The sequence below is a fragment of the Kitasatospora sp. NE20-6 genome (genome assembly GCF_045862635.1).
The window spans coordinates 25,615-51,237 of sequence record NZ_BPRL01000034.1; the positions used below are offsets into that span (position 1 = coordinate 25,615).

Annotated in this window: 23 protein-coding genes; 16 read left to right on the plus strand and 7 right to left on the minus strand. The window is 73.8% G+C overall.

Going from position 1 to position 25,623, the window contains the following annotated elements; all coding sequences use genetic code 11:
• The first annotated feature begins 38 nt into the window (after window positions 1-38).
• The 5 genes from SNE206_RS22610 (at window position 39) to rny (ending at window position 5,408) form a co-directional block, all read left to right on the plus strand.
• A complete protein-coding gene (locus SNE206_RS22610; RefSeq protein WP_407915295.1) occupies window positions 39-233 on the plus strand; it encodes a DUF3046 domain-containing protein in 195 nt (64 codons plus the stop codon).
• Between the two features lie 185 nt (window positions 234-418).
• Window positions 419-1,591, plus strand: coding sequence for an AI-2E family transporter (locus tag SNE206_RS22615; RefSeq protein WP_407915296.1), 1,173 nt, complete (start codon window positions 419-421; stop codon window positions 1,589-1,591).
• A 148-nt stretch (window positions 1,592-1,739) separates the two neighbouring features.
• Entirely contained in the window at window positions 1,740-2,849 is a 1,110-nt protein-coding gene (recA, locus tag SNE206_RS22620; protein WP_407915297.1) for a recombinase RecA, read from the plus strand.
• A gap of 7 nt (window positions 2,850-2,856) precedes the next feature.
• Entirely contained in the window at window positions 2,857-3,738 is an 882-nt protein-coding gene (locus tag SNE206_RS22625) for a regulatory protein RecX (protein ID WP_407915298.1), read from the plus strand.
• Between the two features lie 215 nt (window positions 3,739-3,953).
• Entirely contained in the window at window positions 3,954-5,408 is a 1,455-nt protein-coding gene (rny, locus tag SNE206_RS22630; RefSeq protein WP_407915299.1) for a ribonuclease Y, read from the plus strand.
• Between the two features lie 55 nt (window positions 5,409-5,463).
• Here rny and SNE206_RS22635 read toward each other — a convergent pair whose 3' ends face one another.
• The 5 genes from SNE206_RS22635 to SNE206_RS22655 all read right to left on the minus strand — a co-directional run bounded on the left by SNE206_RS22635 (window position 5,464) and on the right by SNE206_RS22655 (window position 10,681).
• Complete coding sequence (locus SNE206_RS22635) at window positions 5,464-7,206, minus strand: FAD-dependent monooxygenase (RefSeq protein ID WP_407915300.1); 1,743 nt, start codon at window positions 7,204-7,206, stop codon at window positions 5,464-5,466.
• 95 nt (window positions 7,207-7,301) lie between these two features.
• Window positions 7,302-8,135 carry an amino acid ABC transporter permease gene (locus SNE206_RS22640; protein WP_407915301.1) on the minus strand — a complete coding sequence of 278 codons (834 nt, stop codon included), beginning with the start codon at window positions 8,133-8,135 and terminating at the stop codon, window positions 7,302-7,304.
• A complete protein-coding gene (locus SNE206_RS22645) occupies window positions 8,132-8,782 on the minus strand; it encodes an amino acid ABC transporter permease (RefSeq protein WP_407915302.1) in 651 nt (216 codons plus the stop codon). The genes SNE206_RS22640 and SNE206_RS22645 overlap by 4 nt, the downstream gene beginning before the upstream one ends.
• A gap of 94 nt (window positions 8,783-8,876) precedes the next feature.
• Window positions 8,877-9,782 (minus strand): glutamate ABC transporter substrate-binding protein, encoded by a 906-nt coding sequence (locus tag SNE206_RS22650; protein ID WP_407915303.1) that lies wholly within the window; start codon window positions 9,780-9,782, stop codon window positions 8,877-8,879.
• A 125-nt stretch (window positions 9,783-9,907) separates the two neighbouring features.
• Window positions 9,908-10,681 (minus strand): amino acid ABC transporter ATP-binding protein, encoded by a 774-nt coding sequence (locus tag SNE206_RS22655; protein ID WP_407915304.1) that lies wholly within the window; start codon window positions 10,679-10,681, stop codon window positions 9,908-9,910.
• A 443-nt stretch (window positions 10,682-11,124) separates the two neighbouring features.
• Between SNE206_RS22655 and SNE206_RS22660 the strand changes: the two genes are divergently transcribed.
• Window positions 11,125-11,910: a response regulator transcription factor gene (locus SNE206_RS22660; RefSeq protein WP_407915305.1), complete on the plus strand. Its 786-nt coding sequence runs from the start codon at window positions 11,125-11,127 to the stop codon at window positions 11,908-11,910.
• Between the two features lie 6 nt (window positions 11,911-11,916).
• On the plus strand, window positions 11,917-13,347 hold the full coding sequence (locus SNE206_RS22665; protein WP_407915306.1) for a sensor histidine kinase: 1,431 nt from the start codon (window positions 11,917-11,919) through the stop codon (window positions 13,345-13,347).
• A gap of 106 nt (window positions 13,348-13,453) precedes the next feature.
• Here the strand turns inward: SNE206_RS22665 and SNE206_RS22670 are convergent, their stop codons facing one another.
• Window positions 13,454-14,479: a TAXI family TRAP transporter solute-binding subunit gene (locus SNE206_RS22670; protein WP_407915307.1), complete on the minus strand. Its 1,026-nt coding sequence runs from the start codon at window positions 14,477-14,479 to the stop codon at window positions 13,454-13,456.
• 72 nt (window positions 14,480-14,551) lie between these two features.
• Here SNE206_RS22670 and miaB point away from each other — a divergent pair, with 72 nt between their 5' ends.
• Entirely contained in the window at window positions 14,552-16,036 is a 1,485-nt protein-coding gene (gene miaB, locus SNE206_RS22675; protein WP_407915308.1) for a tRNA (N6-isopentenyl adenosine(37)-C2)-methylthiotransferase MiaB, read from the plus strand.
• Between the two features lie 81 nt (window positions 16,037-16,117).
• The gene (locus SNE206_RS22680) at window positions 16,118-16,816 is read left to right on the plus strand and encodes a class III extradiol dioxygenase subunit B-like domain-containing protein (protein WP_407915309.1); all 699 of its coding nucleotides are present in this window, start codon (window positions 16,118-16,120) and stop codon (window positions 16,814-16,816) included.
• Window positions 16,817-16,925: 109 nt separating this feature from the next.
• On the opposite strand, the gene SNE206_RS22685 is transcribed toward SNE206_RS22680, so the two are convergent.
• On the minus strand, window positions 16,926-17,231 hold the full coding sequence (locus SNE206_RS22685) for an antitoxin (protein ID WP_407915310.1): 306 nt from the start codon (window positions 17,229-17,231) through the stop codon (window positions 16,926-16,928).
• A 158-nt stretch (window positions 17,232-17,389) separates the two neighbouring features.
• Here SNE206_RS22685 and miaA point away from each other — a divergent pair, with 158 nt between their 5' ends.
• The 7 genes from miaA (at window position 17,390) to SNE206_RS22720 (ending at window position 25,559) form a co-directional block, all read left to right on the plus strand.
• Window positions 17,390-18,322, plus strand: coding sequence for a tRNA (adenosine(37)-N6)-dimethylallyltransferase MiaA (gene miaA, locus SNE206_RS22690; protein ID WP_407915311.1), 933 nt, complete (start codon window positions 17,390-17,392; stop codon window positions 18,320-18,322).
• 259 nt (window positions 18,323-18,581) lie between these two features.
• Window positions 18,582-19,052 carry a hypothetical protein gene (locus SNE206_RS22695; protein ID WP_407915312.1) on the plus strand — a complete coding sequence of 157 codons (471 nt, stop codon included), beginning with the start codon at window positions 18,582-18,584 and terminating at the stop codon, window positions 19,050-19,052.
• 17 nt (window positions 19,053-19,069) lie between these two features.
• Window positions 19,070-19,972, plus strand: coding sequence for a diaminopimelate epimerase (gene dapF, locus SNE206_RS22700; RefSeq protein ID WP_407915313.1), 903 nt, complete (start codon window positions 19,070-19,072; stop codon window positions 19,970-19,972).
• Window positions 19,973-20,146: 174 nt separating this feature from the next.
• Entirely contained in the window at window positions 20,147-22,489 is a 2,343-nt protein-coding gene (locus tag SNE206_RS22705; RefSeq protein ID WP_407915314.1) for a RelA/SpoT family protein, read from the plus strand.
• A gap of 94 nt (window positions 22,490-22,583) precedes the next feature.
• Window positions 22,584-24,086: a GTPase HflX gene (gene hflX / locus SNE206_RS22710; RefSeq protein ID WP_407915315.1), complete on the plus strand. Its 1,503-nt coding sequence runs from the start codon at window positions 22,584-22,586 to the stop codon at window positions 24,084-24,086.
• A gap of 223 nt (window positions 24,087-24,309) precedes the next feature.
• On the plus strand, window positions 24,310-24,999 hold the full coding sequence (locus SNE206_RS22715; protein ID WP_407915316.1) for an NADPH-dependent F420 reductase: 690 nt from the start codon (window positions 24,310-24,312) through the stop codon (window positions 24,997-24,999).
• 32 nt (window positions 25,000-25,031) lie between these two features.
• Window positions 25,032-25,559, plus strand: coding sequence for a nuclear transport factor 2 family protein (locus SNE206_RS22720; RefSeq protein WP_407915317.1), 528 nt, complete (start codon window positions 25,032-25,034; stop codon window positions 25,557-25,559).
• Window positions 25,560-25,623 lie beyond the last annotated feature (64 nt).

The window sequence follows — 25,623 nt, forward strand, 5'->3', positions numbered from 1 at the left end:
CGCCGGGACGCCCCCGCCGACGGGGGATACTGGGGCGCATGAGGCTGACCGAGTTCTGGCGACGGATGCACGAGCACTTCGGCGAGGTCTACGCCGAATCCTTCGCGCAGGACCACGTGATGAGCGAGCTCGGCGGCCGGACGGTGCGTCAGGCCCTGGACGCCGGCTGGGAGGCCAAGGACGTCTGGCGGGTCGTCTGCCGCACCCAGGGGGTCACCGCCCGGCTGCGCTGAAGCGGCCGGACCGGGACGGTCCCGCCGCGGCCATGGGCGAGACTGGGCGGGTGGACAGCAGCCCAGAACGCAGTATCCCGGTGCCCGGAACCCCGGAAGGACAGCCTCCCGCCGACCGGCCGGCCGGCCGGGGCACCCCCACCGGTGCACCCCCCGGACGCAGGCCGCACCTGAGGGGCGGCGCCATGCCGCGCTGGCTGCCGAAGGCGATGGTGATGGCCCTGGTGCTGGTCGGGCTGTTCCAGCTCGCCGACTGGGCGTTCCACCAGCTGATCGACCTCTTCGTGATGCTGATCGTGGCCTTCTTCCTGTCGCTGGCCATGGAGCCCGCGGTCGACCGGATGGCCGCCCGCGGCGTGCGCCGCGGCGTCGGCACCCTCCTCGTCTTCATCGCGGTGGTCGTCGCCGTCGGAGGATTCCTCGCGGCGCTCGGCACCCTGCTCGTCGACCAGGTCACCCGGGTCGCGGGGGAGGCGCCGCACCTGCTGGAGAACCTCATCGCCTGGGTGAACCGCACGTTCCACCAGGACTTCTCGCTCGACGAGCTCCAGCGCCGGGTGCTCAAGGACTCCGGCACCGTCGAGAAGTACGCCCAGCAGGCGGCCGGCAACGCCTGGGGCGTCTCCAGCACCGTGATCGGCGGACTCTTCCAGGCCTTCACCGTCGGCCTCTTCACCTTCTACTTCACCGCGGACGGCCCGCGGGTGCGGCGCACGGTCTGCTCCCTGCTCCCGCCGGCCAAGCAGGCGGAGGTGCTGCGGGCCTGGGAGATCGCCCTGGCCAAGACCGGCGGCTACCTCTACTCCCGGGCGCTGCTGGCCGTCGTCTCGACGGTGGCGCACTGGGTGGCGTTCCAGATCCTCGACCTGCCGTACGCGGCGGCGCTGGGCATCTGGGTCGGCGTGATGTCGCAGTTCGTGCCCACCATCGGCACGTACATCGCCGGTGCGCTGCCCGTGCTCGTGGCGCTGACCGACCAGCCGGTGGACGCGATCTGGGTGCTCGGCTTCGTCATCGTCTACCAGCAGATCGAGAACTACCTGCTCCACCCGAGGATCACCGCGCGGACGGTGGACGTGCACCCGGCGGTGGCGTTCGGGTCCGTGATCGCGGGCGCGGCCCTGCTCGGTGCGGTGGGCGCGCTGATCGCGATCCCGGCGGCGGCCACGCTGCAGGGATTCGTCAGCACGTACGTGCGCCGCTACGAGGTGGCCACCGACCCGCGGATCGACCGGGGGGTGGAGCGGAGGGAACGCAGGGAGCGCAGGAGGCAGGCCGCGCGCCGCCTGCGGCGCATGATGGGAAGCGGACCGTCGGACAAGGACGCAGGTCAGGGCGGTGACGACGGGCCGGCGTAGGGATCCCGGCGGAATTCGAACGAATGTTCTCTATACTTGAGGGCGGCGAGTTTTCCACAGGCGCTGCCCGGTCCGGGCCGATTGTCGGTGGGACGCGCTAGCGTCGAGGACGATGAAGCGCACAGCACAGAACCCGAGGGTGGAAGCCATGGCAGGTATGGACCGCGAGAAGGCCCTTGAGACCGCACTCGCCCAAATCGAGCGACAGTTCGGCAAGGGCTCGGTGATGCGCCTCGGCGAGAAGGCCAACGAGCCGATCGAGGTGATCCCCACCGGGTCCACCGCGCTCGACGTCGCACTCGGCGTCGGCGGCATCCCGCGCGGCCGCGTGGTCGAGATCTACGGGCCGGAGTCCTCCGGCAAGACCACCCTCACCCTGCACCTGGCGGCCAACGCCCAGCGGGCCGGCGGCACCGTGGCCTTCGTCGACGCCGAGCACGCCCTCGACCCCGAGTACGCCAAGAAGCTGGGCGTCGACACCGACGCCCTGCTGGTCAGCCAGCCGGACACCGGCGAGCAGGCCCTGGAGATCACCGACATGCTGATCCGCTCCGGCGCGGTCGACCTGGTGATCATCGACTCCGTCGCGGCGCTCGTCCCGCGCGCCGAGATCGAGGGCGAGATGGGCGACTCGCACGTCGGCCTGCAGGCCCGCCTGATGAGCCAGGCGCTCCGGAAGATCGCCGGCGCGCTCAACCAGTCCGGCACGACCGCCGTCTTCATCAACCAGCTCCGCGAGAAGATCGGCGTCATGTTCGGCTCCCCGGAGACCACCACCGGTGGCCGGGCCCTCAAGTTCTACGCCTCCGTGCGCCTGGACATCCGCCGCATCGAGACCCTGAAGGACGGCACCGAGGCGGTCGGCAACCGCACCCGCGTCAAGGTCGTCAAGAACAAGGTCGCGGCGCCGTTCAAGCAGGCCGAGTTCGACATCCTCTACGGCGTCGGCATCAGCCGCGAGGGCGGCCTGATCGACATGGGCGTCGAGCACGGCTTCATCCGCAAGTCGGGCGCCTGGTACACGTACGAGGGCGACCAGCTCGGCCAGGGCAAGGAGAACGCCCGCAACTTCCTCAAGGACAACCCGCAGCTGGCGGACGAGATCGAGCGGAAGATCAAGAGCAAGCTCGGCATCGGTCCCAAGATCGAGGAGCCGGCCGCCGCCGTCGACGCCGCCGCTGCGGCCCCGGCCGCCGAGGTGCCGGCGGCGGCGACCAAGGCCGCCGCCAAGAAGACGGCAGCCGCCGCCAAGGCCTGATCAGCCCATGCACAGCCATGACCGCCCATCGGGCTCGGCCGCCCCGGCCGCCGAGCCCGATGACCTCGGCCCGCCCGACTGGTTCGCCGCCGTCGCCCTGCCGGAGCCCGAACCGGAACCGGAGCCGTCCCCCGAACCGGCGCAGCCGGCCACCGGAGGAACCGGCGCACCCGGCGTGCCCGGCCTGCTAACCGCCTCCTCGCTGCCCTCCGGCCGCCGTCGGCGACGCAGCGCACTCGCCCCCGACGAGCCCGCCCCGGCTGCGGACACGACGGGGTGCGAACCCGCCTACGAGGACGGGGCCGCACCCGAGTCCCCCGCCCGCGCCACCCGGCGCCGCAGCCGCAGCCGCACCGACGAGCGGACCGGGGCCCGCCCGGCCGCCCGTGCCGAGGAGCAGGCCGACCCGGCAACCCGCGCCCGCGACATCTGCCTGCGGCTGCTCACCGGCCACGCCCGGAGCCGGAAGCAGCTCGCCGACGCCCTGCGCAAGCGCGAGATCCCCGACGACGTCGCCGACGAGGTGCTCTCCCGCTACGAGGAGGTCGGACTGATCGACGACGCCGCCTTCGCGGCCGCCTGGGTCGACTCCCGGCACGGCAACCGGGGGCTCGCCCGGCGCGCCCTCGCCCAGGAGCTCCGCCTGCGCGGCGTCTCCGGCGACCATGCCGAGCAGGCCCTCGCCCGGGTCGACGCGGAGGACGAGGCCGAGGCGGCCCGCGCGCTGGTCGAGCGCAAACTCCCCGGCACCCGCAGCCTGGAGACGCAGACCCGCACCCGGCGCCTGGTCGCGATGCTCGCCCGCCGCGGCTACTCCGAGGGCCTGGCCTACCGCGTCGTCCGGGACGCCTTGGGGTCGGAGAGTGAAGGCTTTGGCGAGGACTGGTGACATATCGTCAGTCATCGGCATCAACTCTCGATCGCATCTTGACCGTTTCGTAACCTGCGCTTAGCCTCACAAGCAGTGAGGGATCACTTCGAACGCGCTACGGGCCACTGCGCGCAGCCACGTTCGGAGCTGTTTCCGCGTGCCACCCCCGGTCCTCGGCAGTTCCCTCACCGCCGCATCGGCACCGTGCGCAGGAACGGGGAAGTGAGGCCGGGATGAAGATCGCCATGGGCACCGGATCGGTCGCCTCCCTGCTGCTCACCGGCGTCCTCTGCCTCGTCCTCGCCCTCACCGGGCTCATGATCCGCAGACTGCAGGCCGCCCAGCGCCGCGCCGTCGGAGAGGCCGAACGGGCCCGCACCTGGGCCGAGACCCAGGCCGCCCAGCTCCGCGCCGAACTCGACCGCCGGGAGGACCGGTTGGCCGAGGAACTGCGCCGGCTCCGCGCCCAGGAGGACGAACTCGACCGCCGCGCCGAGGAGAACGCCGACACCCGCGAACGCCTGGCCGCGCTGGAGGGTGAACGCCGCCGTGCCCTGGAGCACGCCGCCGGCCTCACCGCCGCCCGCGCCCGCCAGGACCTCGTCCACAGCATCGAGGCCGAGGCCCGCCGCGAGGCGGCGGTCACCGTACGGGACATCGAGCGGCAGGCGAAGGCCGAAGGCGACCAGCGGGCCCGCGAGATCATCGCCGGCTCCGTCCAGCGGCTCGCCTCCGAGCACACCGCCGACACCGTGGTCTCGTCCTTCCGGCTGCCGAACGAGGACATGAAGGGCCGGGTCATCGGCCGCGAGGGCCGCAACATCCGCGCCTTCGAGGCGGTCACCGGCGTCAACCTGATCGTCGACGACACTCCGGAACTCGTCCAGCTCTCGTGCTTCGACCCCGTCCGGCGGGAGGCCGCCCGGCTCACCCTGGAGGCCCTCACCGCCGACGGCCGCATCAACCCGCTGCGCATCGAGGAGGTCCACGAGCGCAGCCGCGCCGACGTCGAGCAGCTCTGCGTCCGGGCGGGCGAGGACGCCCTGCTCGCCGTGCAGCTCGAAGGGATGGAGCCCGACCTCGTCCGCACCCTCGGCACGCTGCGCTACCGCACCTCGTACGGCCAGAACGTGCTCGGGCACCTGGTGGAGTCCGCGCACATCGCCGGGATGATGGCCGCCGAGCTCGGCGTCGACCCGGAGCTCGTCAAGCGCTCGGCCCTGCTGCACGACATCGGCAAGGCGCTCAGCCACGAACTGCCCGGCAGCCATGCGGCGATCGGGGCCGAGTTCGCCCGCCGCCACGGCGAGTCGCCGGAGGTCGTGCACGCGATCGAGGCGCACCACGGCGAGGTCGACCCCAAGACGGTGGAGGCCGTGCTCACCCAGGCCGCCGACGCCTGCTCGGGCGGACGGCCCGGCGCACGCCGGGAGTCCCTGGAGGCGTACGTGCGGCGGCTGGAGCGGCTGGAGGAGATCGCCCGGGCGCACGACGGCGTCTCCAAGGTCTTCGCCATGCAGGCCGGCCGCGAGGTGCGGGTGATGGTGCAGCCGGAGAAGGTCGACGACCTGCGGGCGCAGACCATCGCCCGCGAGGTCGCCCGGCAGGTCCGTGAGGAGCTGACCTACCCCGGCCAGATACGGATCACCGTGGTGCGGGAGAGCCGGGCGACCGAGTTCGCGCGCTGACGGACCGCCGGGTCCGCCCGACGGCCCTTCTGCGCGGCCTTCCTGGGTGGTGTGCTCAGCGGCGCGCGCCGTCCGGGGTGCCGGCGGGGCCGCCGGCGCCCGCGCCCGACACCGGCCCCGTGCCCTGGTCGGGCCCGGCGGTGAGGACCGCCGGGCCGCCGCGGGCGTCGTCGGCCAGCGACCGGAGGGCCTCGGCGTCGCATCCCTGCGTGGTGCCCACGAGATGGCCGTCGGGCCGCACGAGCAGCACGGTGTGCGGCTCCGCGCCCGGGTAGGCCTCGGTGACCAGCACCTCGGCGGGCACCGGGAGGGCGGTCGCCACCTCGGAGAGCTTGGGCATCAGGCCGGCGCCGAGCCAGTGCCGGGACGACCACACCGCGGTGCCGGGCGCGACCAGCAGCAGGACGAAGCCCTGCCCGAGACGGGCGCGCAGCAGGTCGGCGCTGCCGTCGGTGGTGACCACCGGCAGGTCGGGGACCTGCACCCCGGGTGCGGTGGGCGGGAGGTTCTCGGTGAGCGAGGTGCCGCGGCCGGGGCCGCGCTGCACGGGCACCCGGCCCGGCACGGCGGAGGGCGCGGCCGGGTAGGCGGGCGCGCCGCCGAAGCGTCCGGTGCCGAGCTGCCCGTCGGCCAGCAGGGCGGCGTGCTTGCGGAAGGAACCGGTGAGCAGGGACCGCCGGGTCTGCTGCCAGCCGCGCAGCGGCCGCAGCAGGGGCATCGCCTGGTCGACGGCGCGCAGGCGGGCGCCGACCGCGCCGCGGCGTTCGGTCTCGTAGCCGTCGAGGAGGGCCCCGCCGGGCTGTCGGCCGCCGTGCGGGTGCCAGGCGAGGGCGAGCCGCCAGGCGAGGTTGTCGGCGTCCCGGAGGCCGTCGACGAGGTTCTGCATGCCGAGGGCGCCGTGCAGGTGCGCGGCGTCGCCGGCGAGGAAGCAGTGGCCGGAGCGGAACCGTGCGGCGAGGCGCTGCTGGGCGGTGTGGTCGGCGGCGGCGAGGAGCTCGTACGGGGGCAGTTCGCCGCACCAGCCGGTGAGGGTGGCCCGGACCCGGGTGAGCAGGGTGTCGCCGGTGACGATGCCGGGCCAGGTGGCGTGCGGGTCGACGGGTTCGGTCGGGGCGGGCCGGCCGGGGGGCAGCCGCCAGTCCAGGCGCCACAGGCCGTCCGGGAGGGGGCGGGCGGAGGCTTCGCGGTCGCCGCGCCACGGGGGCTCGCGGTGCAGCCGTGCCCGGCCCGCGAACGGGAGGTCGACGCGGACGGTCGCGACGGCGTGCCGGTCGACGGCCGGGCGCCCGGGGAAGCGGATCCTGAGGAGCTTGCGGACCGTGGAGCGGGCCCCGTCGCAGCCGACCAGGTGGCTGCCGCGCCACCAGGTGGTCGTGCCGTCGCGCGTGCCCGTGGTGCGCACGCTGACGCCGTCGCGGTCCTGTTCGAGCTCGACGATCCGGGTCAGGGGCACGAGCTGGACGAGCGGGGCCGCGGTGACGGCGTCGCGCAGCCCGCGCTGCAGCCGGTGCTGCGCGAGGTGCAGCACCGGTTCGCCGTCGAGGGGGATGTGCAGCACCTCGGCGCGGCGGCGCCAGATGGTGAACGCGTCCCAGGCGGCGGCGTCCGCGGCCGCCCTGCCGTAGCCGAGGCGGGCGAGGAGGGCCGCGGTGTCGGCGCCGAGGACGACGGTGCGCGGGCTCTCCGGGCTGAGGCCCGCGCCCTCGTCGAGGACGATGCTCGGCACCTCGTGCCGGGCCAGCGACAGGGCGAGGGCCAGGCCGACAGGCCCGGCCCCGACCACGATCACCGGGTCCACGCGGGGACCTCCGGGCGTGCGGGAACTGCATATGCCGGGCGGGTGGTCCCTGGTGGTGTCACGAAGAGCAATGCAACAGATCACCCGGGGTGCCGTCAAGCAGCAGCAGGTGTACGCCGGTTCGCGCCGCGGCGGCCGCGCGCCTCGATCCACCGGGCGAGACCGGTGAGGGCGAGGCACAGACCGATGTAGAGGGGGGCGATGACCAGGGTCACGGGCACGTACGGGTAGCCGCCGGAGTTGCTCGCGATCAGCTTGCCCGCGTACAGCAGCTCGGGGTAGGTGATCACGAAGCCCAGCGAGGTGTCCTTGAGGGTGACCACGAGCTGGCCGATGATGGCCGGCAGCATCGACCGCACCGCCTGCGGCACCAGGACGATCGACATCACCTGGGTCTTGCGCAGGCCCAGGGCGAAGGCGGCCTCGCCCTGGCCGCGGGGCACCGCCAGGACACCGGTACGGATGATCTCCGCCTGCACGGCGCCGTTGTAGAGGGTCAGTCCGAGGACCAGCGCCCACATCGGCTGCGAGCCGAACAGCGCGTGGTAGAGCGCGAAGATCATGATGAGCAGCGGCATGGCGCGGAAGAACTGCACCACCACCGCTGCCACCGCGCGCACCGGCCGGTGGTCGGAGAGCCGACCGGCGGCGAGCAGCGCGCCGAGCACGACGGAGAAGACCGCTGCCAGGCCGAAGGCCTTCAGCGTGGCCAGGATGCCGTCGAGGATCCGCTGCTGGACGGCCGTGTACTGGAACGGCTCCCACATCGCGGCGTCGAACTGCCCGGCGTCGGTGAGCTTGAGGACGGCGAAGGCCAGCAGCGCGGCGATGCCGAGCAGCGAGACGATGCCGAACACCCGGTACCGGAAGCGGGCCCTGGGCCCGGGGGCGTCGTAGAGGACGGACGCGGAGGCGGTGCGGGTGCTCATCGGACCACCGCCAGGCGGTTCTCCAGCACGCGGAACACGCCGCCGACGGCGAAGCTGATCGCCAGGTACGCCAGCGCCACCCAGAAGAAGATCGCGAAGATGGCGTACCCCTTGTCGCTCAGTGTCGCCTGCACGCCGTACAGCTCGGAGACGCTGAACGCGCCCGCGATCGCGGAGTTGCGGGGCAGGGCGATGAAGATGCTGCTCATCGGCGGCAGCACGGTGCGCGCCGCCTGCGGGAGGATGACGTGCGTCAGCGTCTGGCCGAACGTCATGCCCAGGCTGCGGGCCGCTTCGGCCTGGCCGAGCGGCACGGTGTTGATGCCGGCCCGCAGCACCTCGCAGACGAAGCTGCCGGTGTAGGCGCTGAGCGCGATCACCGCGAAGGTGAAGTTGTCGAAGCGGACGTCCAGCCGGGGGAGGCCGAAGACCACCGCGAAGAACAGCAGCGTCAGCGGGGTGTTGCGGAAGGTCTGCACCCAGACGGTGCCGAACACCCGCAGGGCCGGCACTGGCGAGACCCGGAAGGCCGCCAGCACGGTGCCGAGCAGCAGGGCGAACAGGGCGCTGAGCGCGCTCAGTCCGACCGTCTGCAGAAAACCGTCGCGGAAGAGCGCGAGGTTGTCGTCCTCGAACAGGATGCCCATGCCGGCGGCCCTCCTCTCTCTCGGGGTCTATCGGGTCACGCGGTCACGCGGTCGCACGGATGTGCGGGCCGGCCGGGCCGGCCCGCACCCGCGGTCAGTAGCGTTCGAGCGCCGGGACGGCCGGGGCGGTGGCGCCGGACAGGCCGAGCGTGGCGTCGTACGCCTTCTTCCAGTCGCCGTTCTGCTCGTGCGCGGCGAGCGCCGCGTTGATGGCGTCCCGCAGCACCTTGTCCTCCTTGCCGAGGCCCACGCCGTACTTCTCGGTGGAGAAGGTCTTGCCGACGACCTTGAGCTTGCCGGCGTTCTTCGCGCCGAAGCCCTTGAGGATCGCGTCGTCGGTGGTGACCGCGTCGACCTCGCCGGTCAGCAGCTTGTCCACGCACAGGGCGTAGGTGTCGTACTGGGTGACCTTCTTGTCGGCACCGACGTACGTCTGGATCTGCTTGACGGAGGTCGAACCGGTGACCGAGCAGACGTTCTTGCCCTTGACCGACTCCGGGCCGGTGATGTCGGTGTTGTCCTTCTTCACCAGCAGGTCCTGGCCGGCGACGTAGTACGGGCCGGCGAAGGAGACGTCCTTCTTGCGGTTGTCGTTGATGCTGTACGTGCCGACGTAGTAGTCGATGCCGCCGCTCTTGATCTCCGTCTCGCGGTTCGCCGAGACGACGGTCTTCCACTCGATCTTGTCGGGCGCGAAGCCGAGGTCGGCGGCGATCATCTTGGCGATCTCGATGTCGAAGCCGTTGCGGGTGTTGGTCGTCAGGTCCTCGAAGCCGAGGTACGGCTGGTCGGCCTTGGCGCCGATGACGAGCTTGCCGCGCTCCTTCGCCTTCTTCCAGCCCGGCGAACCGTCGAAGTTGGCCGAGGTGTTGACGGTGTAGGTGGGCAGCGACGGGGCGGCGTCCCCCGAGCCCGCCGGGGAGCCCTCCTTGCCGCAGGCGGCGACGGCGGTCAGTGCGAGCACCGACAGGGCGGCGGCGATGGTGCGACGAGTCCTCATGGGATTGGCTCTCCTCGGTTCTTGCCCCCGGACGACCGGGGCGCTGGCATGACCTTCCGTACGTGCGGCCGGGCACCCCCTCGGGCCCGGCCGTGGTTGTCCGGCGCGCGGCGGCGCCGGCCCGCTCAGTGGTGAAGGATCTTGGACAGGAAGTCCTTCGCGCGGTCCGACCGCGGGGACGTGAAGAAGGCGTCGGGGGTGTTCTCCTCGACGATCCGGCCGTCCGCCATGAACAGCACGCGGTTGGCCGCGGAGCGGGCGAAGCCCATCTCGTGGGTGACCACGACCATGGTCATGCCGTCGGCCGCGAGCTGGCGCATGACCTCCAGCACCTCGTTGACCATCTCCGGGTCGAGCGCGGAGGTCGGCTCGTCGAAGAGCATCACCTTCGGCTTCATCGCCAGCGCGCGGGCGATCGCCACCCGCTGCTGCTGGCCGCCCGACAGCTGCGCCGGGTACTTGTCCGCCTGGGCGCCGACACCGACCCGCTCCAGCAGGGCCAGGCCGTCGGCCTCCGCCTCCGCGCGGGGCACCTTGCGCACCTTCACCTGCGCGAGGACGACGTTCTCCAGCACCGTCTTGTGCGCGAAGAGGTTGAAGCTCTGGAACACCATGCCGACCTCGGCGCGCAGCCTGGCCAGGTCACGGCCCTCCGCGGGCAGCGGGAGGCCGTCGATGGTGATGGTGCCGGAATCGATCGTCTCCAGCCGGTTGATGGTCCGGCAGAGCGTCGACTTGCCGGATCCGGACGGGCCGATCAGCACGACGACCTCGCCCTGCCTGATCGTCAGATCGACGTCCTGCAGTACGTGGAGCGCCCCGAAGTGCTTGTTGACCCCGTCGAGCACCACCAGCGGAGCCGATCCGGCCACGGCATCGGTGGCGTCGGTCTTGGTCATCGCGCGGTGCTCCCTCGTCTCTGACCCAGGGTTAACTCCCGTGGGATGCGGTGCTGCTGAGGTTCTCGTGGTGCCGGGGGCCGGAGCCGGCGGAGCCCGCAGCCCCCGGTGGGCCGACCATAGGAGTCCCGACGATGCCATGTCAGTCGATCTGAGCGGAACTTGAGGATCACGATCCGGCCACGCACCGTGGCGGCACGGCTGCTCCGCGCGTCCGGTACCGGCTCGGTAACGGTCGGCGGCCCCGGGCCGCCGGGCATTGACCCGGCGCCCCGGGATGGGCATGGATGCGGGTGGGCGGCGGTGATCCGCCGGGGCCGCGCCGCGGCCGCCGGGCGGACGGCAGAATACTCCGGACCACCCGCGCCGTACCGGCCCCGGCCGGAGGACAGGCACACTGGGCCGGACGGACCGCCGCCGAACCGAGACGAAGGAGGTACCGGATGCGACTGCTGCTCGTCGAGGACGACGACCGCGTCGCCGCCGCGCTGACCGCTGTCCTGGGCCGGCACGGCTTCCAGGTCAAGCACGCGCGCAGCGGGCACGAGGCGCTGGACGCCCTCGTCCCGGACGGCAACGAGCCCTTCCGCGTGGTGCTCCTCGACCTCGGACTGCCCGACCGGGACGGCTTCGAGGTGTGCAGCCGGATCCGCGCGGGCAGCGGCGTGCCCGTGATCATGGTCACCGCCCGCGCCGACGTCCGCTCCCGCATCCACGGCCTCAACCTCGGCGCCGACGACTACATCACCAAGCCCTACGACATGGGCGAGCTGCTCGCCCGCATCCACGCGGTGGCCCGGCGCGGCCTCCCCGCGGCCGCCGGCGCGCCCGCCGAGCCGGCGGGCGGCCCGCTGGAGTCGCGCGGGATCGTCATCGACCGCGAGCGCCGCCGGGTCAGCGTGCACGGCCGGGACGTGCCCCTCACCCGCAAGGAGTTCGACCTGCTCGCACTCCTCGCGCAGAGCCCCGGTGTCGTCTACCGCCGCGAGCAGATCTTCAGCGAGGTCTGGCGCAGCGGCTGGGAGGGCAACGGCCGCACCCTGGAGGTGCACATCGGCTCGCTGCGCACGAAGCTCGGCCTGCCCGGCCTCGTCGAGGCCGTCCGCGGCGTCGGCTACCGGCTGATCCCGGAGCAGCCGGCCGAGGAGCGGTCCGCCCAGGAAGCGCGGGCCGACGGGGCGCGGGCCGACGGGGCGCGGGCCGTCCCCGACGAGGACCCGGAGCGCTGACCCCCGGTGCGCAACCGCCTGCTCGGCATCCTGCTCTCGCTGATGGCCTGCGTGCTGGCCGCCCTCGGGCTGCCCCTCGCCGCCGCCGTCGCGGCCGCCGAGCAGAGCCGTGTGGTGGTCGACCGCATCGACGACATCGCCCGCTTCGCGCAGGACCTCCCCACCCAGGGCCGGGCCGGCTCGGACACCGCCGTCAAGGGCGGCACCGAGCCGGCCGCCGGCGACACCACCCGGCTGCACGCGCTCGGCGTGGAGGCCGCGCGCTACCACGACCTGTACGGCGTGCGGGTGGGCATCTTCCAGCGGGACGGCAGTGCCGTGGCCGTCGCCCCGGCGGACTGGCAGGTGCCCGGCGGCGGGCCCGGCGGGCAGGCCTTCCAGGAGGCCCTGGACGGCCGCCGCAGCCACAACCCGCCGCAGGTGTGGCCGTGGACGCCGGACCGCACGCTCACCGTGGCGCTGCCGGTCGTCCGCGACGGAGACGTGGTCGCGGTGGTGATCACCGAGTCGCCGACCGGCCCGATGCGGGCCCGGGTGCTGCACCGCTGGCTCTGGATCGGGGCCGGCGAGGCCCTCGCCATGATCGTCGCGGTGCTGCTGGCCTTCCGGCTGACCGGCTGGGTGCTGCGGCCGGTGCGCACCCTCGACCGCGCCACCCACGACATCGCGACGGGCCGGCTCAACGCCCGGGTCGCGGCGAGCGGCGGCCCGCCCGAACTGCGCCGCCTGGCCCGTTCCTTCAACGACATGGCCGACCACGTCGTGCTCGCCATCGACCAGCAGCGGGCCTTCGTCGCCGACGCCTCGCACCAGCTGCGCAACCCGCTCGCCGCGCTGCTGCTGCGGGTCGAACTGCTCGGCCTCGACCTGCCCGAGCGCCACCAGGGGGAGGTCGGCGCCGTCCGGGAGGAGGGCATCCGGCTGGCCCGGGTGCTGGACGACCTGCTCGGCCTCGCCACCGCCGAGCACGCCCGGCCCGAGCCCGAACCGGTCGACCTGACGGCCCTGGTGCTCGCCCGGCTCGACGCCTGGCGGCCGGTCGCCGTCCGGCGGGGCATCACCCTCGCCTGGGACGGCCCCCCGACGGCCTACGGCCTGGCCGACCCGATCGGCTTCGGCAGCGCGCTCGACGCGGTGCTGGACAACGCCCTGAAGTTCACCCCGGAGGGTCGCCGGGTGGCCGTCGACGTCGTCCTGCACAAGCGCGAGGTCGGTGTCGCGGTGACCGACTCCGGGCCGGGTCTCACCGAGGAGGAGATGGCCCGGATCGGCGACCGCTTCTGGCGCAGCCCCCGCCACCAGAACGTCGACGGCTCCGGCCTGGGCCTGTCCATCGCCCGCACCCTGCTGCTGGCCGGCGGCGGCTCGCTCGACTTCGCCCCGGCCGAGCCCGGCGGGCTCACCGTGGTGCTGACCGTGCCGCGCCGTCGCCGCTGAGCGGGTTCCTTCCGCGGCCCCGGCGTCGTGGCGCCCGCGTCCGTGCCCGCGCCCGCGTCCGTGTTTGTGTCCGGGCCCGCGTCCGTGCCCCGGCCGGCCGGGGCGCTCAGGGCTTGATCGACGTGTAGTACCGGCGGGCGCCCTCGTGGAGCGGCAGCGGATCGGTGTAGACGGCGGTGCGCAGGTCCACCAGCTGCGCGGCGTGCACCTCGGAGCCGATCGCGTCCCGGCTGCCGATCACCGCGCCGGTCACCCCCTGGACGAGTCCGGGGTCGACGTCGTCGCGGGTGATCAGCAGGTTGGGCACGGCGACGGTCGGCACGGCCGTCCCCTGCGGTTCCGCCTTCGGGTACGCGTCCTTCGGGATCGTCGCCGCCCGGTAGGCGTCGCTGCCGCCGCCCTCCTGCTGGTGCAGCGCCTCGGCGAGGTCGGCCAGCGGCACGATCCTGATCCTGAACCGCTCGGAGAGGTCGCTGACGGCGGTCGTCGGCAGCCCGCCGGACCAGAAGAAGGCGTCCAGCTGCCCGGCGGCGAGCCGGTCGGCGGCGTCCACCACGCCCAGCTGGGCGGGCGCGATGTCGTGGTCCAGGTCGAGGCCCGCCGCGGCGAGCAGCTTCCGGGTGACGAGGTTCACGCCGCTCTTGGCCTGCCCGACCCCCACCCGCAGCCCGCGCAGGTCGGCGGTGCGCTGCACGGGGGAGCCGGCGGGTACCACGAGCTGCAGGTAGTCGTCGTAGAGCCGGGCGATGGCCCGCACCCGGTCCTTCCCGGCGCCGTCGAACGCGGCCACGGAGTCGGCGGTGGCGATCGCGAAGCCGTCGCGTCCGGAGCTGACGCGTTCCAGGTTGTCGAGCGACCCCTCGGAGTTGTCGAGCCGCAGGTGCACCCCGGGCATCGCCGTGGAGACGTACCCGCGCAGCAGCTGGCCGTAGCGGTCGTAGACGCCGCCGCGGACGCCGGAGGCGAAGCCGATCTCGCCCCGCGGGTAGGCCGGACCGGACGCCGTGGACATCCACCAGCCGCTCAGGGCGCCTGCCACCAGCAGCAGCGCGAGGCCGATCCGCACCGCCCGCCGGCGGGCCGCCCGGCGCACGGCGGCACCGAGCTTGGCGGGGAACGCGGAATGGGCCATGCAGGGATACTGCCAGGCCCGGCCGCCCGGCGGGAGGCCCCGTCGCATGCCCGTACCCTTGCTGCTGTGGGTATGGAGGAGAGCTTGCGAACTTACAAGGTCGTCACGTACGGCTGCCAGATGAACGTCCACGACTCCGAGCGGCTGTCCGGTCTGCTGGAGGACGCCGGCTACGCGAAGGCCGGCCAGGACGCCGACCCGGACCTGGTGGTCTTCAACACCTGCGCCGTGCGCGAGAACGCGGACAACAAGCTGTACGGCAACCTCGGCCGGCTCGCGCCCGCGAAGCAGCAGCACGAGGGCATGCAGATCGCCGTCGGCGGCTGCCTCGCGCAGAAGGACCGCGACACCATCGTGCGCAAGGCGCCGTGGGTCGACGTCGTCTTCGGCACCCACAACATCGGCCACCTGCCCGCCCTGCTGGAGCGCGCCCGGGTCGAGCAGCAGGCGCAGGTCGAGATCCTGGAGTCGCTGGAGACCTTCCCCTCCACGCTGCCCACCCGCCGCGAGTCGGCGTACGCCGCCTGGGTCGCCATCTCGGTCGGCTGCAACAACACCTGCACGTTCTGCATCGTCCCGGCGCTGCGCGGCAAGGAGGAGGACCGCCGGCCCGGCGACATCCTCGCCGAGGTGGAGGCGCTGGTCGCCGAGGGCGTCGTCGAGGTCACCCTGCTCGGCCAGAACGTCAACTCGTACGGCTCCGACCTGGGCGACCGCGAGGCGTTCTCCAAGCTGCTGCGCGCCTGCGGCGAGGTGGAGGGCCTGGAGCGCGTGCGCTTCACCTCCCCCCACCCGCGCGACTTCACCGACGACGTGATCGCCGCGATGGCGGAGACGCCGAACGTCATGCACCAGCTGCACATGCCGATGCAGTCCGGTTCGGACACCGTGCTCAAGGCGATGCGGCGCTCCTACCGGCAGGACCGCTACCTCGGCATCATCCGCAAGGTCCGCGAGGCCATGCCGGACGCGGCGATCTCCACCGACATCATCGTCGGCTTCCCCGGCGAGACCGAGGAGGACTTCGAGCAGACCCTGCACGCCGTCCGCGAGGCCCGCTTCACCAACGCCTTCACCTTCCAGTACTCCAAGCGGCCCGGCACCCCCGCCGCCGAGATGGAGGGCCAGGTGCCCAAGGCGGTCGTGCAGGAGCGCTACAACCGGCTCGTCGCCCTCCAGGAGGAGATCTCCTGGGAGGAGAACAAGAAGCAGGTCGGCCGGCGCCTGGAGATCCTCGTCGCCGAGGGCGAGGGCAAGAAGGACGACCGCACCGCCCGGCTCTCCGGTCGCGCCCCCGACAACCGGCTGGTGCACTTCACCCGCCCGTCCGAGCCGGTGCGCCCCGGTGACGTGGTCACCGTGGAGATCACCTACGCCGCCCCGCACCACCTGCTCGCCGAGGGCGCGCCGCTGGGCGTGCGCCGCACCCGTGCGGGCGACGCCTGGGAGAAGCGGCAGGCCGCGCCCGCCGCCAAGCCCGCCGGCGTGATGCTGGGCCTGCCCGGCATCGGCGCCCCGGCCCCGCTCGCCGCCGCGCCGTCCAACGGCTGCGGCTGACCTGCACGTGCGTACGGGCCCGCCGGGGAATCACCCCGGCGGGCCCGCTGCGTGCGCGGGCCGCCGGTTAGAGTGATCACCATGCTGGTTGCCGCCGCCGTCTGCCCCTGCCCGCCGCTGCTCGTCCCGGAGGTCGCCGCCGGCGCCGCCCCCGAGCTGGACGCGCTGCGTGCCGCCTGTTCCGACGCGGTGGGGGAGCTGCTGGCCGCCGACGCCGAGCTGATCGTGGTCGTCGGCACCGGCCCGAAGGCCGGGGTGTGGACCGAGGGCGGTGCCGGCTCCTTCCGCCGCTACGGGGTGGACCTCGCCGTCCGCCTGCCGGCCGCCGGGGTGGCCGGGCCGGAGCTGGCCCCCTCGCTGACGGTGGGCGCCTGGCTGCTGGCCCGGGCCGGGGCCGTGCTGCCCGCCCACGCGTGCGCGGTGCGTCCGGACACCACGCAGGAACGCCTGCACGGGCTCGGCCGCGGCCTGGCGGACCTCGCCGACCGGGTCGGCCTGCTGGTGCTCGGCGGCGGCAGTGCCTGCCGGTCGGTCAAGGCCCCCGGCTACCTCGACGAGCGGGCCGAGGCCTACGACGCGGCGGCCGCCGCGGCGCTCGCCGCCGCCGACACGGCCGCACTGAACGCCCTCGACCCGCAGCTCTCCGCCGAGCTGCAGGCCGACGGGCGGGCGCCCTGGCAGGTGCTGGCGGGCGCGGCGGAGGGGGCCGGCCTGCGCGGCCGGCTGCGCTACGACGAGGCGCCGTACGGCGTCGGCTACCTGGTCGCCTCCTGGCTCTGACGCCGGCAGGCCCCCCGGCCGCCCCCGGCAGCCCCTCGGCCGCCCTCCCGACCGCTCCTCGCGGACGGCGGCGGTGGTGAGGGCGGTGGTCGGGCTGGCTGTGGACGGGTCAGCCGGTCGGGCCGGTCGGACCGGGCGCGCCGGGTTCCCGCGGGGGCGGTGACCCCGGGTCGGCCCCGGCCGTGCCGGGCGGCCGACCGCCGGCGGACCGGGCGGCGAAGTCGTCGACGGCGTGCCGGGCCTTCGCGGTGCCGTGCTCGATCGACCCGCTGTACTTGTGCTTGGTGGCCTTGTCGACGGCGTGGCCGGCCTTCTCGACGACCTCGTCGATCTTCTCGTTGTGCTTGCCCGCGAGCTCGCCGGCCTTGTCCTTGAGCTCGCCGGCCTTGCCCTTGAGGGTGTCCATCAGGCCCATGGCTGGTCTCCTCGTCCGGTCGGGGCATCGCACCCGGGGGCGTGCCCATCAGGTCCAACGCTCGGATGTGCCCGGTTGTTCTCGGTCGCAAACCAGGCGAAAGCCGACATGTCGGTCCGGGCGTCCGGGCCGGCCCGCCGGTTTGGGAGACTGGACGGGTGAGCAGCCCCAGCCCCCTCCCGCCCCGCGTCGTCTCCGTGGTCGGCGCGACCGCCGCCGGCAAGTCGGACCTGGCCGTCGCCCTCGCCCGCGCCCTCGACGGCGAGGTGATCAACACCGACTCGATGCAGCTCTACCGGGGCATGGACATCGGCACCGCCAAGCTCACCCCCGGCGAGCGCGGCGGGGTGCCGCACCACCTGCTGGACATCTGGGACGTCACCGAGGCCGCCAGCGTCGCCGAGTACCAGCGCCTGGCGCGCGCCGAGATCGACCGGCTGCTCGCGGCCGGCCGCACCCCGGTGCTCGTCGGGGGCTCGGGCCTGTACGTACGGGCGGCCGTCGACGAGATGGAGTTCCCCGGCACGGATCCGTCCGTGCGCGCACGGCTGGAGGCGGAGCTGGCCGAAACCGGCTCCGGCGCGCTGCACCACCGCCTCGCCGGGCAGGACCCGGCCGCGGCCGCGGCCATCCTGCCGAGCAACGGCCGGCGGATCGTCCGGGCGCTGGAGGTCATCGAGATCACCGGCCGCCCGTTCACCGCCAGCCTGCCCGGTCACACCGCGGTCTACGACGCCGTGCAGATCGGCGTCCGCGTGCCCCGGCCCGAACTCGACGAGCGGATCGGGCTGCGGGTCGACCGGATGTGGCAGGCCGGGCTGCTCGACGAGGTGCGGGAGCTGGAGAAGGCCGGCCTCCGGGAGGGCCGTACGGCCTCGCGTGCGCTCGGCTACCAGCAGGTCCTCGCGTACTTCTCCGGCACGTGCACCGAGGACGAGGCCCGGGAGGAGACCGTCCGGGCGACCCGGCGCTTCGCCCGCCGCCAGGAGTCGTGGTTCCGGCGCGACGACCGGATCCACTGGCTCGACCGGCCGGCCGGTGCCGACCCCGTCGCCCTGCTGGCGCGCTCGCTCGAACTCGTCGCCGGCTAGACCGCGTTCGGCCGCCGCGGCGGCACCGGCCGGATCCGGCCACTCCGGCCGTGCACCTGCGCACGCAGCGGCAGGTGCAGGACGAACCCGCGGTTACAGGCCGATCACGTCATGGCCACGGATCACCCGACGACCGCCGGGACGCCCTGTCGGCAACCTTGGACATGCCATCATCGGTGTCATCGGAGGCTGGTCACGCGGGCCGGCCTCACCGTTCACGAGTCCGTGAACCCCGTGTCGATCCGTCAGGGGAGGCCGCGTGTCTACGGGTACCGGCCCCGAAACCGACGAGCTGGCGCTCGGCGCCCGGCAGGCGCTGCCCGACCTCGTCGCCTCGGCCTCCTACGCGGTCGCGCTGCCCGCCATCGACGACCTCGCCGCCCCCGGCGCGGTGCGCGAGCGGGAGATCCGTCCGCGCCGCCGGCTGCGGTGGTGGCAGCTGCTGCCGATCGTCCTGATGGCCACCACCGGCTCGCTCATGTTCGCCTTCCCGCTCGCCTTCTCCGGCGACGCGGCGTCCGCGATGATCGGCATGCTGGGCCTGCTCCTCACCGCCGCCTCCGGCGGCTGGGGGGCGATGGCCGCCCGGCGCGCCGGCTACAAGTGGCCGGGCGTCCCCCATCGCGGCAGCGGCCTGCGGGCCGGCTGGCGCGCCATCGCCGTCTACACGGCGATCGCCGGTGCCGCGGTGGCACTGGCCCTCTGGCGGGTCGTCCACCTGCGCGGCTGATCAGTACCATCGGCGGTGTGAGCGCACCCACCACTCCCGGCCCCTCCTTCCTCAAGGGGCACGGCACCCAGAACGACTTCGTGATCGTCCCCGACCCGGACGGCCTCCTCGACCTCGGCCCCGACGCGGTCGCCCGGCTGTGCGACCGGCGCGCGGGCATCGGCGGCGACGGCCTGCTGCGGGTCGTGCGCTCGGCCGCCGACCCGGCGGCCGCGGCGATGGCGGGCGAGGCCGAGTGGTTCATGGACTACCGCAACGCCGACGGCTCGATCGCCGAGATGTGCGGCAACGGCGTCCGGGTCTTCGCCCGCTACCTGGTGCACGCCGGCCTCGCGAAGCCCGGCCCGCTGGCGGTCGCCACCCGGGCCGGCGTCCGGCAGGCACGGGTCGCCGGGGACGCCGCCGACGGCACCCCCGGCGAGGTGACCGTCGACATGGGCCGCGCCGCCCTGCCCGGCCCGGACGGCATCGAGGTCGCGGTCGGCGACCGGGTCTGGCCCGCCCGCAACGTCAACATGGGCAACCCGCACGCGGTCGCGTTCGTCGCCGACCTCGCCGACGCCGGCGACCTCCACGCCGCCCCGCGCACCGGCCCCGAGGGCGTCTACCCGGACGGCGTGAACGTGGAGTTCGTCGTCGACCGCGGCCCGCGCCACGTCGCGATGCGCGTCCACGAGCGCGGCTCCGGCGAGACCCGCTCCTGCGGCACCGGCGCCTGCGCGGTGGCCGTCGCCGCCGCCCGCCGCGACGGACTCGACCCCGCCGTCACCGGCGAGGCCGTCCGCTACACCGTGGACCTGCCCGGCGGGCGCCTGCTGATCGAGGAGTTCCCGGACGGCCGCGTGGAGATGACCGGCCCCGCCGAGATCGTCGCCGCCGGCACCCTCGACCCGGCCTGGTACGCCACGCTCTCCGCCTGAGCCGCCATTCGTCGCGGACGAACGCGCTGTTTTCCCGATTCCGTCGTGTGCGAATCCGCCCGATCGGGTGATCCGTCTCACGGACCGGGAGCAGTGCGTCGCGGAACGTGCTCTGCTCGGTAGCATGGACCACCGGGTCGGGAGTCGCTCCGGTGATCGCTGCCGGAGGTGCGGATGGCCATCGAAGCAGGACCGATCGAGACCGCTCAGCCCGGAGCCGCCCCGAAGCGGCCGCTCGGCAGGCTGAGCCGCAGCGCCATCGGCCGTGCCGGCCGGGCCGCGGTGCTGGCCACCGGACGCCAGCCCACGCCCGATGCCATCGAGCCCATCGTGCAGGTGCACCGGCGTCACCACCCCCAGGCCGACCTCGCGCTGCTCGCCCGCGCGTACCGGCTCGCGGAGGAGGGGCACCGCGGCCAGATGCGCAAGAGCGGCGAGCCGTACATCACGCATCCGCTCGCCGTCACCATGATCCTCGCTCAACTCGGCGCCGGGACGACGACGTTGGTGGCGTCCCTGCTGCACGACACCGTCGAGGACACCGAGGTGACGCTCGATCAGGTGTCCGCCGACTTCGGCCCCGAGGTCGCCTATCTCGTCGACGGCGTCACCAAGCTGGAGAAGGTCGACTTCGGTGCGGCCGCAGAGGCGGAGACGTTCCGCAAGATGCTCGTCGCCACCGGCGACGACGTCCGGGTCATGGTGATCAAACTCGCCGACCGGCTCCACAACATGCGCACCATCCGGCACATGAAGCCGGCCAGCCGGGCGCGGATCGCCAAGGTCACCCGCGACGTCCTCATCCCGCTCGCCGAACGGCTCGGCATCCAGGTGCTCAAGGCGGAGCTGGAGGACATCGTCTTCGCGACCCTCCACCCCGACGACTACGCGCGCACCCGCGCCGTGCTCACCGTCCACGAGGACCGGCCCGACGACGTCCTGCAGCCCTTCGCCGAGACCCTCGGCCGCCAGCTCGCGGAGGCCGGCATCGCCGCCGAGGCCTCCGTACGGCCCCGGCACTGCGTCTCCGTGCACCGGGTGCTGCTCAAGCGGGACGCCGCCGCCGGACGGGACGGCCGTCCGCAGGCACTCCAGCCCGCGGACATCGGCCGGGTGCTCGTCGTGGTGGAGGAGAACGCCGACTGCTACGCCGTCCTCGGCGAGCTGCACACCTGCTGGACGCCGCTGCCCGGCGAGTTCAAGGACTTCGTCGCCGCCCCCAAGTTCAACCTCTACCAGTCGCTCCACACGGCCGTGCAACTGCCCGGCGGCGAGGTCGCCGAGGTGCTCGTCCGGACGCGCCGGATGCACCGGATCGCCGAGTTCGGCGTCGTCGCCCTCGGCGACCCGCACCAGCAGCAGGGCGGCGCGGCCGCGGCCGGCGGCCCCGGCGACGAACTCGACCGCACCGACCCGGCCCGCCCCGGCTGGCTCAGCCGCCTCCTCGCCTGGCAGCAGGAGACCCCGGACCCGGACGCCTTCTGGTCGACCCTCCGGGACACCCTCTCCGACGACGGCGAGATCACCGCCGTCACCGAGACCGGCGAACGGCTCCACCTGCCGGTCGGCGCCAGCTGCGTGGACGCCGCCTACCTCCTCGGCGAGGAGACCGGGCACCGCTGCGTCGGCGCCCGGGTGAACGGCCGCCTCGCCGCCCTCTCGACCGTGCTGCGCGACGGCGACATGGTCGCGGTGCTGACCGCACCCGCCGGGGAGCCCTCCGGCCCCGCGCCGCAGTGGCTGGACCACGCCCGCACCCCGGCCGCCCGGCTGGCCATCGAGCGCTGGCTGGCCGACCGGCCCGCCCCCGCCGACGAGCCCGACCCCGCTCCGGCCGACGACCGCCCCGCCGCGCCCCCGTCCGGGCCGGCGGCCGGGCAGCCGCAGCCGCCGGCCGTCCGCGGCAGGGCCCCGGTGGCCGTGCTCGGCCGGCCCGGCACGCCCGTCCGGCTCGCCCGATGTTGCACCCCGGTGCCGCCCGACGCGGTGACGGGGTTCCCGATCCGCGGCGGCGCCGTCGCCGTGCACCGCACCGGCTGTCCGGTCGGCGAGCGGATGCGCGAGGACGGCCGCGGCCCGCTCGCGCTCGCGTGGATCCCCGGCGCCGAACCGCCGAACGGCCACCGCGTCACCCTGCACGCCGAGGCGCTGAACCGGCCCCGGCTGCTCGCCGACCTGACCGCGGCGATCTCCGCCGAGGGCGCCGGCATCTTCTCCGCCGACGTCGAGCCGCCGCGCGAGCTGCGGGTGCGGCACAGCTACACCGTCGAACTGCCCGCGGCGACCCTGCCCGCGGTCATGCGCGCGATGCTCCGCGTACCCGGCGTGTACGACGTCTACCGCCCCGGCGGGCCGGGCGCCGCGACGGCCGACGGCGGCGACACCTGGGGAGGCCCGGACGGAAATGGGGATGACCCGGCGGAGGGGGCCGTGCGACCATCGTCGGGAATGCACGGCCGGTCCGCGGCGTTCACCGGAGGCAGGACCACCGGTGACCCCGGCGGTCCGCAGGGGTAGCTCGATCCCGTCCGACGGTAGGCAGGGGCGGCAGCCGGGCAGACTCCTCGGTGCAGTACTGCTGCGCCGGCCTCCCGACACCGCAAAGGATGAGATGACCTCCACGTTCGACAGCCGCACCCAGACCAGCGAGTCCGCCCGACGGCTCGCCGACCTCAAGGCCGACGCCTTGATGGACGAGGACCTCGCGGCGATCGACGAGGACCTCGACCGTTACGACGGCGACCAGTACGACCGCTCCGAGCGTGCGTCCCTGCGTCGCGTCGCCGGCCTCTCCACCGAACTCCAGGACGTCACCGAGGTCGAGTACCGCCAGCTCCGCCTGGAGCGCGTGGTGCTCGTCGGCGTGTGGACGGACGGCACGGTGGAGGAGGCGGAGAATTCGATGGCCGAGCTCGCCGCCCTCGCCGAGACCGCCGGCTCCGAGGTGCTGGACGGCGTGATCCAGCGCCGCGACAAGCCCGACGCCGCCACGTACATCGGCTCCGGCAAGGCCAAGGAGCTCCGTGACATCGTCGCCTCGACCGGCGCCGACACCGTCGTCTGCGACGGTGAGCTCACCCCAGGCCAGCTGATCCACCTGGAAGACGTCGTCAAGGTCAAGGTCGTCGACCGCACGGCCCTGATCCTCGACATCTTCGCCCAGCACGCCAAGTCCCGTGAGGGCAAGGCGCAGGTCTCGCTCGCGCAGATGCAGTACATGCTGCCGCGCCTGCGCGGCTGGGGCCAGTCGCTCTCCCGGCAGATGGGTGGTGGCGGCTCCGGCTCGTCCGGCGGCGGCATGGCCACCCGTGGCCCGGGTGAGACCAAGATCGAGACCGACCGGCGGCGGATCCGCGAGAAGATGGCGAAGCTCCGCCGGGAGATCGCCGACATGAAGAAGGGCCGCGACACCAAGCGCCAGGAGCGCCGGCGCAACCAGGTGCCGTCCGTGGCCATCGCCGGTTACACCAACGCCGGCAAGTCGTCCCTGCTCAACCGGCTCACCGGCGCGGGCGTGCTGGTGGAGAACTCGCTGTTCGCCACCCTCGACCCGACCGTCCGGCGGGCCCAGACCCCGAGCGGCCGGGTGTACACCCTGGCCGACACCGTCGGGTTCGTCCGGCACCTGCCGCACCACCTGGTCGAGGCGTTCCGTTCGACCATGGAGGAGGTCGGCGAGGCCGACCTCATCCTGCACGTGGTCGACGGCTCCCACCCGGAGCCGGAGACCCAGCTCGCGGCCGTCCGCGAGGTGATCGTCTCGGTCGAGGCGCAGGACGTGCCGGAGATCGTGGTCATCAACAAGGCCGACGCCGCCGACCCGCACGTGCTGCAGCGCCTGCTGCGGCGCGAGCCGCACGCCATCGTGGTGTCGGCCCGCACCGGCCTGGGCATCGAGGAACTGCTGCAGCTCATCGACGACGAGCTGCCGCGTCCGGCGATCGAGGTGCAGGTGCTCATCCCGTACACCCGTGGCGACCTCGTCTCCCGGGTGCACGCCGAGGGCGAGCTGATCGCCACCGAGCACACCGGTGACGGCACGCTGGTGCGCGCCAAGGTGGCTGCGGAGCTCGCCGCGGAGCTGGAGCGCTTCGCGGTGGTCGCCCAGGACTGACGGGCCGCCGTACGGCCCCGGACGGGCCCCGACCTCGCCAGGTCGGGGCCCGTCCGCATGTCCGGGAGCATGCCCAGGTGTATGTCCGGTCCGGCCGCATGTCCGGACGCATGTCCGGGCGCAGGAATGTGACTCATCGATTGACAATTAGTCAAACCACTTGGTTAAGTGGTGTCCGGGCACGGCCGTCCCCGACCGCCTCCGCACGAGAAGGACACCCGCCATGCGCTACGCAGTCATCGGAACCGGAACCGTCGGCCGAACCCTCGCCGCCAAGCTGGCCTCGCTCGGGCACGACGTGCTCCTCGGCACCCGGGACGTCCAGGAGACGCTGGAGCGCACCGGGCCCGACGGCTACGGCAACCCGCCCTTCCACGTCTGGAGCGCCGAGCACCCGGACGTCCGGCTCGCCACCTTCGCGGACGCCGCCGCCGGCGCCGACACCGTCGTCAACGCCTCGCTCGGATCGGCCAGCCTCGCCGCCCTCACCGCCGCAGGCCAGGCCAACCTCGACGGCAAGCTCCTCATCGACGTCGCCAACCCGCTGGACTTCTCCCGGGGCATGCCGCCGACCCTCGACCCGGTCAACACCGACAGCCTCGGCGAGCAGATCCAGCGCGCGTTCCCGACCGCGCGGGTGGTGAAGACCCTGAACACCATGAACTGCGCCGTCATGGTCGACCCCGGACGGCTCCCCGGCCCCCACGACGTCTTCGTCTGCGGCGACGACGACGCGGCCAAGAAGGAGACCGTCGACCTGCTGCTCTCCTTCGGCTGGCCCCGGGCGTCCGTCCTCGACCTCGGCGACATCACCAGCGCCCGCGGCCTGGAGCAGGTGCTGCCCCTGTGGGTGCGCATCTGGGGGGCGCTCGGCGACTGGGACTTCAACTTCCACGTACAGAAGGCCCGCTGACCATGCAGTCGAACGAGACGAGGGAGATCGCGATGCCCCTGCACCGACCCCGCACGACCGTACGGGCCACCGCCGTACGGGCCGCCGCCGCCCTGGCCGCGGTGGCCGCACTCACCACCGGCTGCACGAGCGGGAGCGGCGGGACGGCGGCGCCCGCGGCCGCCGTCACGGCGAACGCCCCGGCCGCCCAGGCCGCGGACACGGCGGCCCCCGCCGTCCGGGGCACGCCCGGCGCGCAGGACCTCCAGGTGATCCGCGGCTTCACCGACGCCGCCAACCGCGGGGACGTCGCCCGCATCACCGCGTCCTACGCGCCCGACGCGCACTTCGACCGGGCCGGGGCCCACTTCACCGGGCGGAACGAGATCGTCGACGCCTTCCTCCGGCCCGACGTCGTCGACGACGACGGCCACTACCGCGAGATCGCCGTCACCACGCGGGACGGCCGCACCGTCGTCGAGTACATCTTCACCACCGGCTCCGGCGTCACCGAGCACTTCACCTACGCCTACCTGATCCGCGACGACGTCATCACCGACGTCGTCGGGCGCTACGTCTGAGCGGGCCGCCGCCCGCCGTTGCCGCCCGCCCGCCGCCCGCGCCGCCCGGAGGAGAAGTCCCGGG

Excerpts from the sequence above, each read along its gene's own strand:
- SNE206_RS22610 (WP_407915295.1), top strand. The coding sequence starts at position 39 with ATGAGGCTGACCGAGTTCTGGCGACGGATGCACGAGCACTTCGGCGAG.
- SNE206_RS22615 (WP_407915296.1), top strand. The coding sequence starts at position 419 with ATGCCGCGCTGGCTGCCGAAGGCGATGGTGATGGCCCTGGTGCTGGTC.
- recA (WP_407915297.1), top strand. The coding sequence starts at position 1,740 with ATGGCAGGTATGGACCGCGAGAAGGCCCTTGAGACCGCACTCGCCCAA.
- SNE206_RS22625 (WP_407915298.1), top strand. The coding sequence starts at position 2,857 with ATGCACAGCCATGACCGCCCATCGGGCTCGGCCGCCCCGGCCGCCGAG.
- rny (WP_407915299.1), top strand. The coding sequence starts at position 3,954 with ATGAAGATCGCCATGGGCACCGGATCGGTCGCCTCCCTGCTGCTCACC.
- SNE206_RS22640 (WP_407915301.1), bottom strand. The coding sequence starts at position 8,135 with ATGAGCACCCGCACCGCCTCCGCGTCCGTCCTCTACGACGCCCCCGGG.
- SNE206_RS22645 (WP_407915302.1), bottom strand. The coding sequence starts at position 8,782 with ATGGGCATCCTGTTCGAGGACGACAACCTCGCGCTCTTCCGCGACGGT.
- SNE206_RS22650 (WP_407915303.1), bottom strand. The coding sequence starts at position 9,782 with ATGAGGACTCGTCGCACCATCGCCGCCGCCCTGTCGGTGCTCGCACTG.
- SNE206_RS22655 (WP_407915304.1), bottom strand. The coding sequence starts at position 10,681 with ATGACCAAGACCGACGCCACCGATGCCGTGGCCGGATCGGCTCCGCTG.
- SNE206_RS22660 (WP_407915305.1), top strand. The coding sequence starts at position 11,125 with ATGCGACTGCTGCTCGTCGAGGACGACGACCGCGTCGCCGCCGCGCTG.
- SNE206_RS22670 (WP_407915307.1), bottom strand. The coding sequence starts at position 14,479 with ATGGCCCATTCCGCGTTCCCCGCCAAGCTCGGTGCCGCCGTGCGCCGG.
- miaB (WP_407915308.1), top strand. The coding sequence starts at position 14,552 with ATGGAGGAGAGCTTGCGAACTTACAAGGTCGTCACGTACGGCTGCCAG.
- SNE206_RS22680 (WP_407915309.1), top strand. The coding sequence starts at position 16,118 with ATGCTGGTTGCCGCCGCCGTCTGCCCCTGCCCGCCGCTGCTCGTCCCG.
- SNE206_RS22685 (WP_407915310.1), bottom strand. The coding sequence starts at position 17,231 with ATGGGCCTGATGGACACCCTCAAGGGCAAGGCCGGCGAGCTCAAGGAC.
- SNE206_RS22705 (WP_407915314.1), top strand. The coding sequence starts at position 20,147 with ATGGCCATCGAAGCAGGACCGATCGAGACCGCTCAGCCCGGAGCCGCC.
- hflX (WP_407915315.1), top strand. The coding sequence starts at position 22,584 with ATGACCTCCACGTTCGACAGCCGCACCCAGACCAGCGAGTCCGCCCGA.
- SNE206_RS22715 (WP_407915316.1), top strand. The coding sequence starts at position 24,310 with ATGCGCTACGCAGTCATCGGAACCGGAACCGTCGGCCGAACCCTCGCC.
- SNE206_RS22720 (WP_407915317.1), top strand. The coding sequence starts at position 25,032 with ATGCCCCTGCACCGACCCCGCACGACCGTACGGGCCACCGCCGTACGG.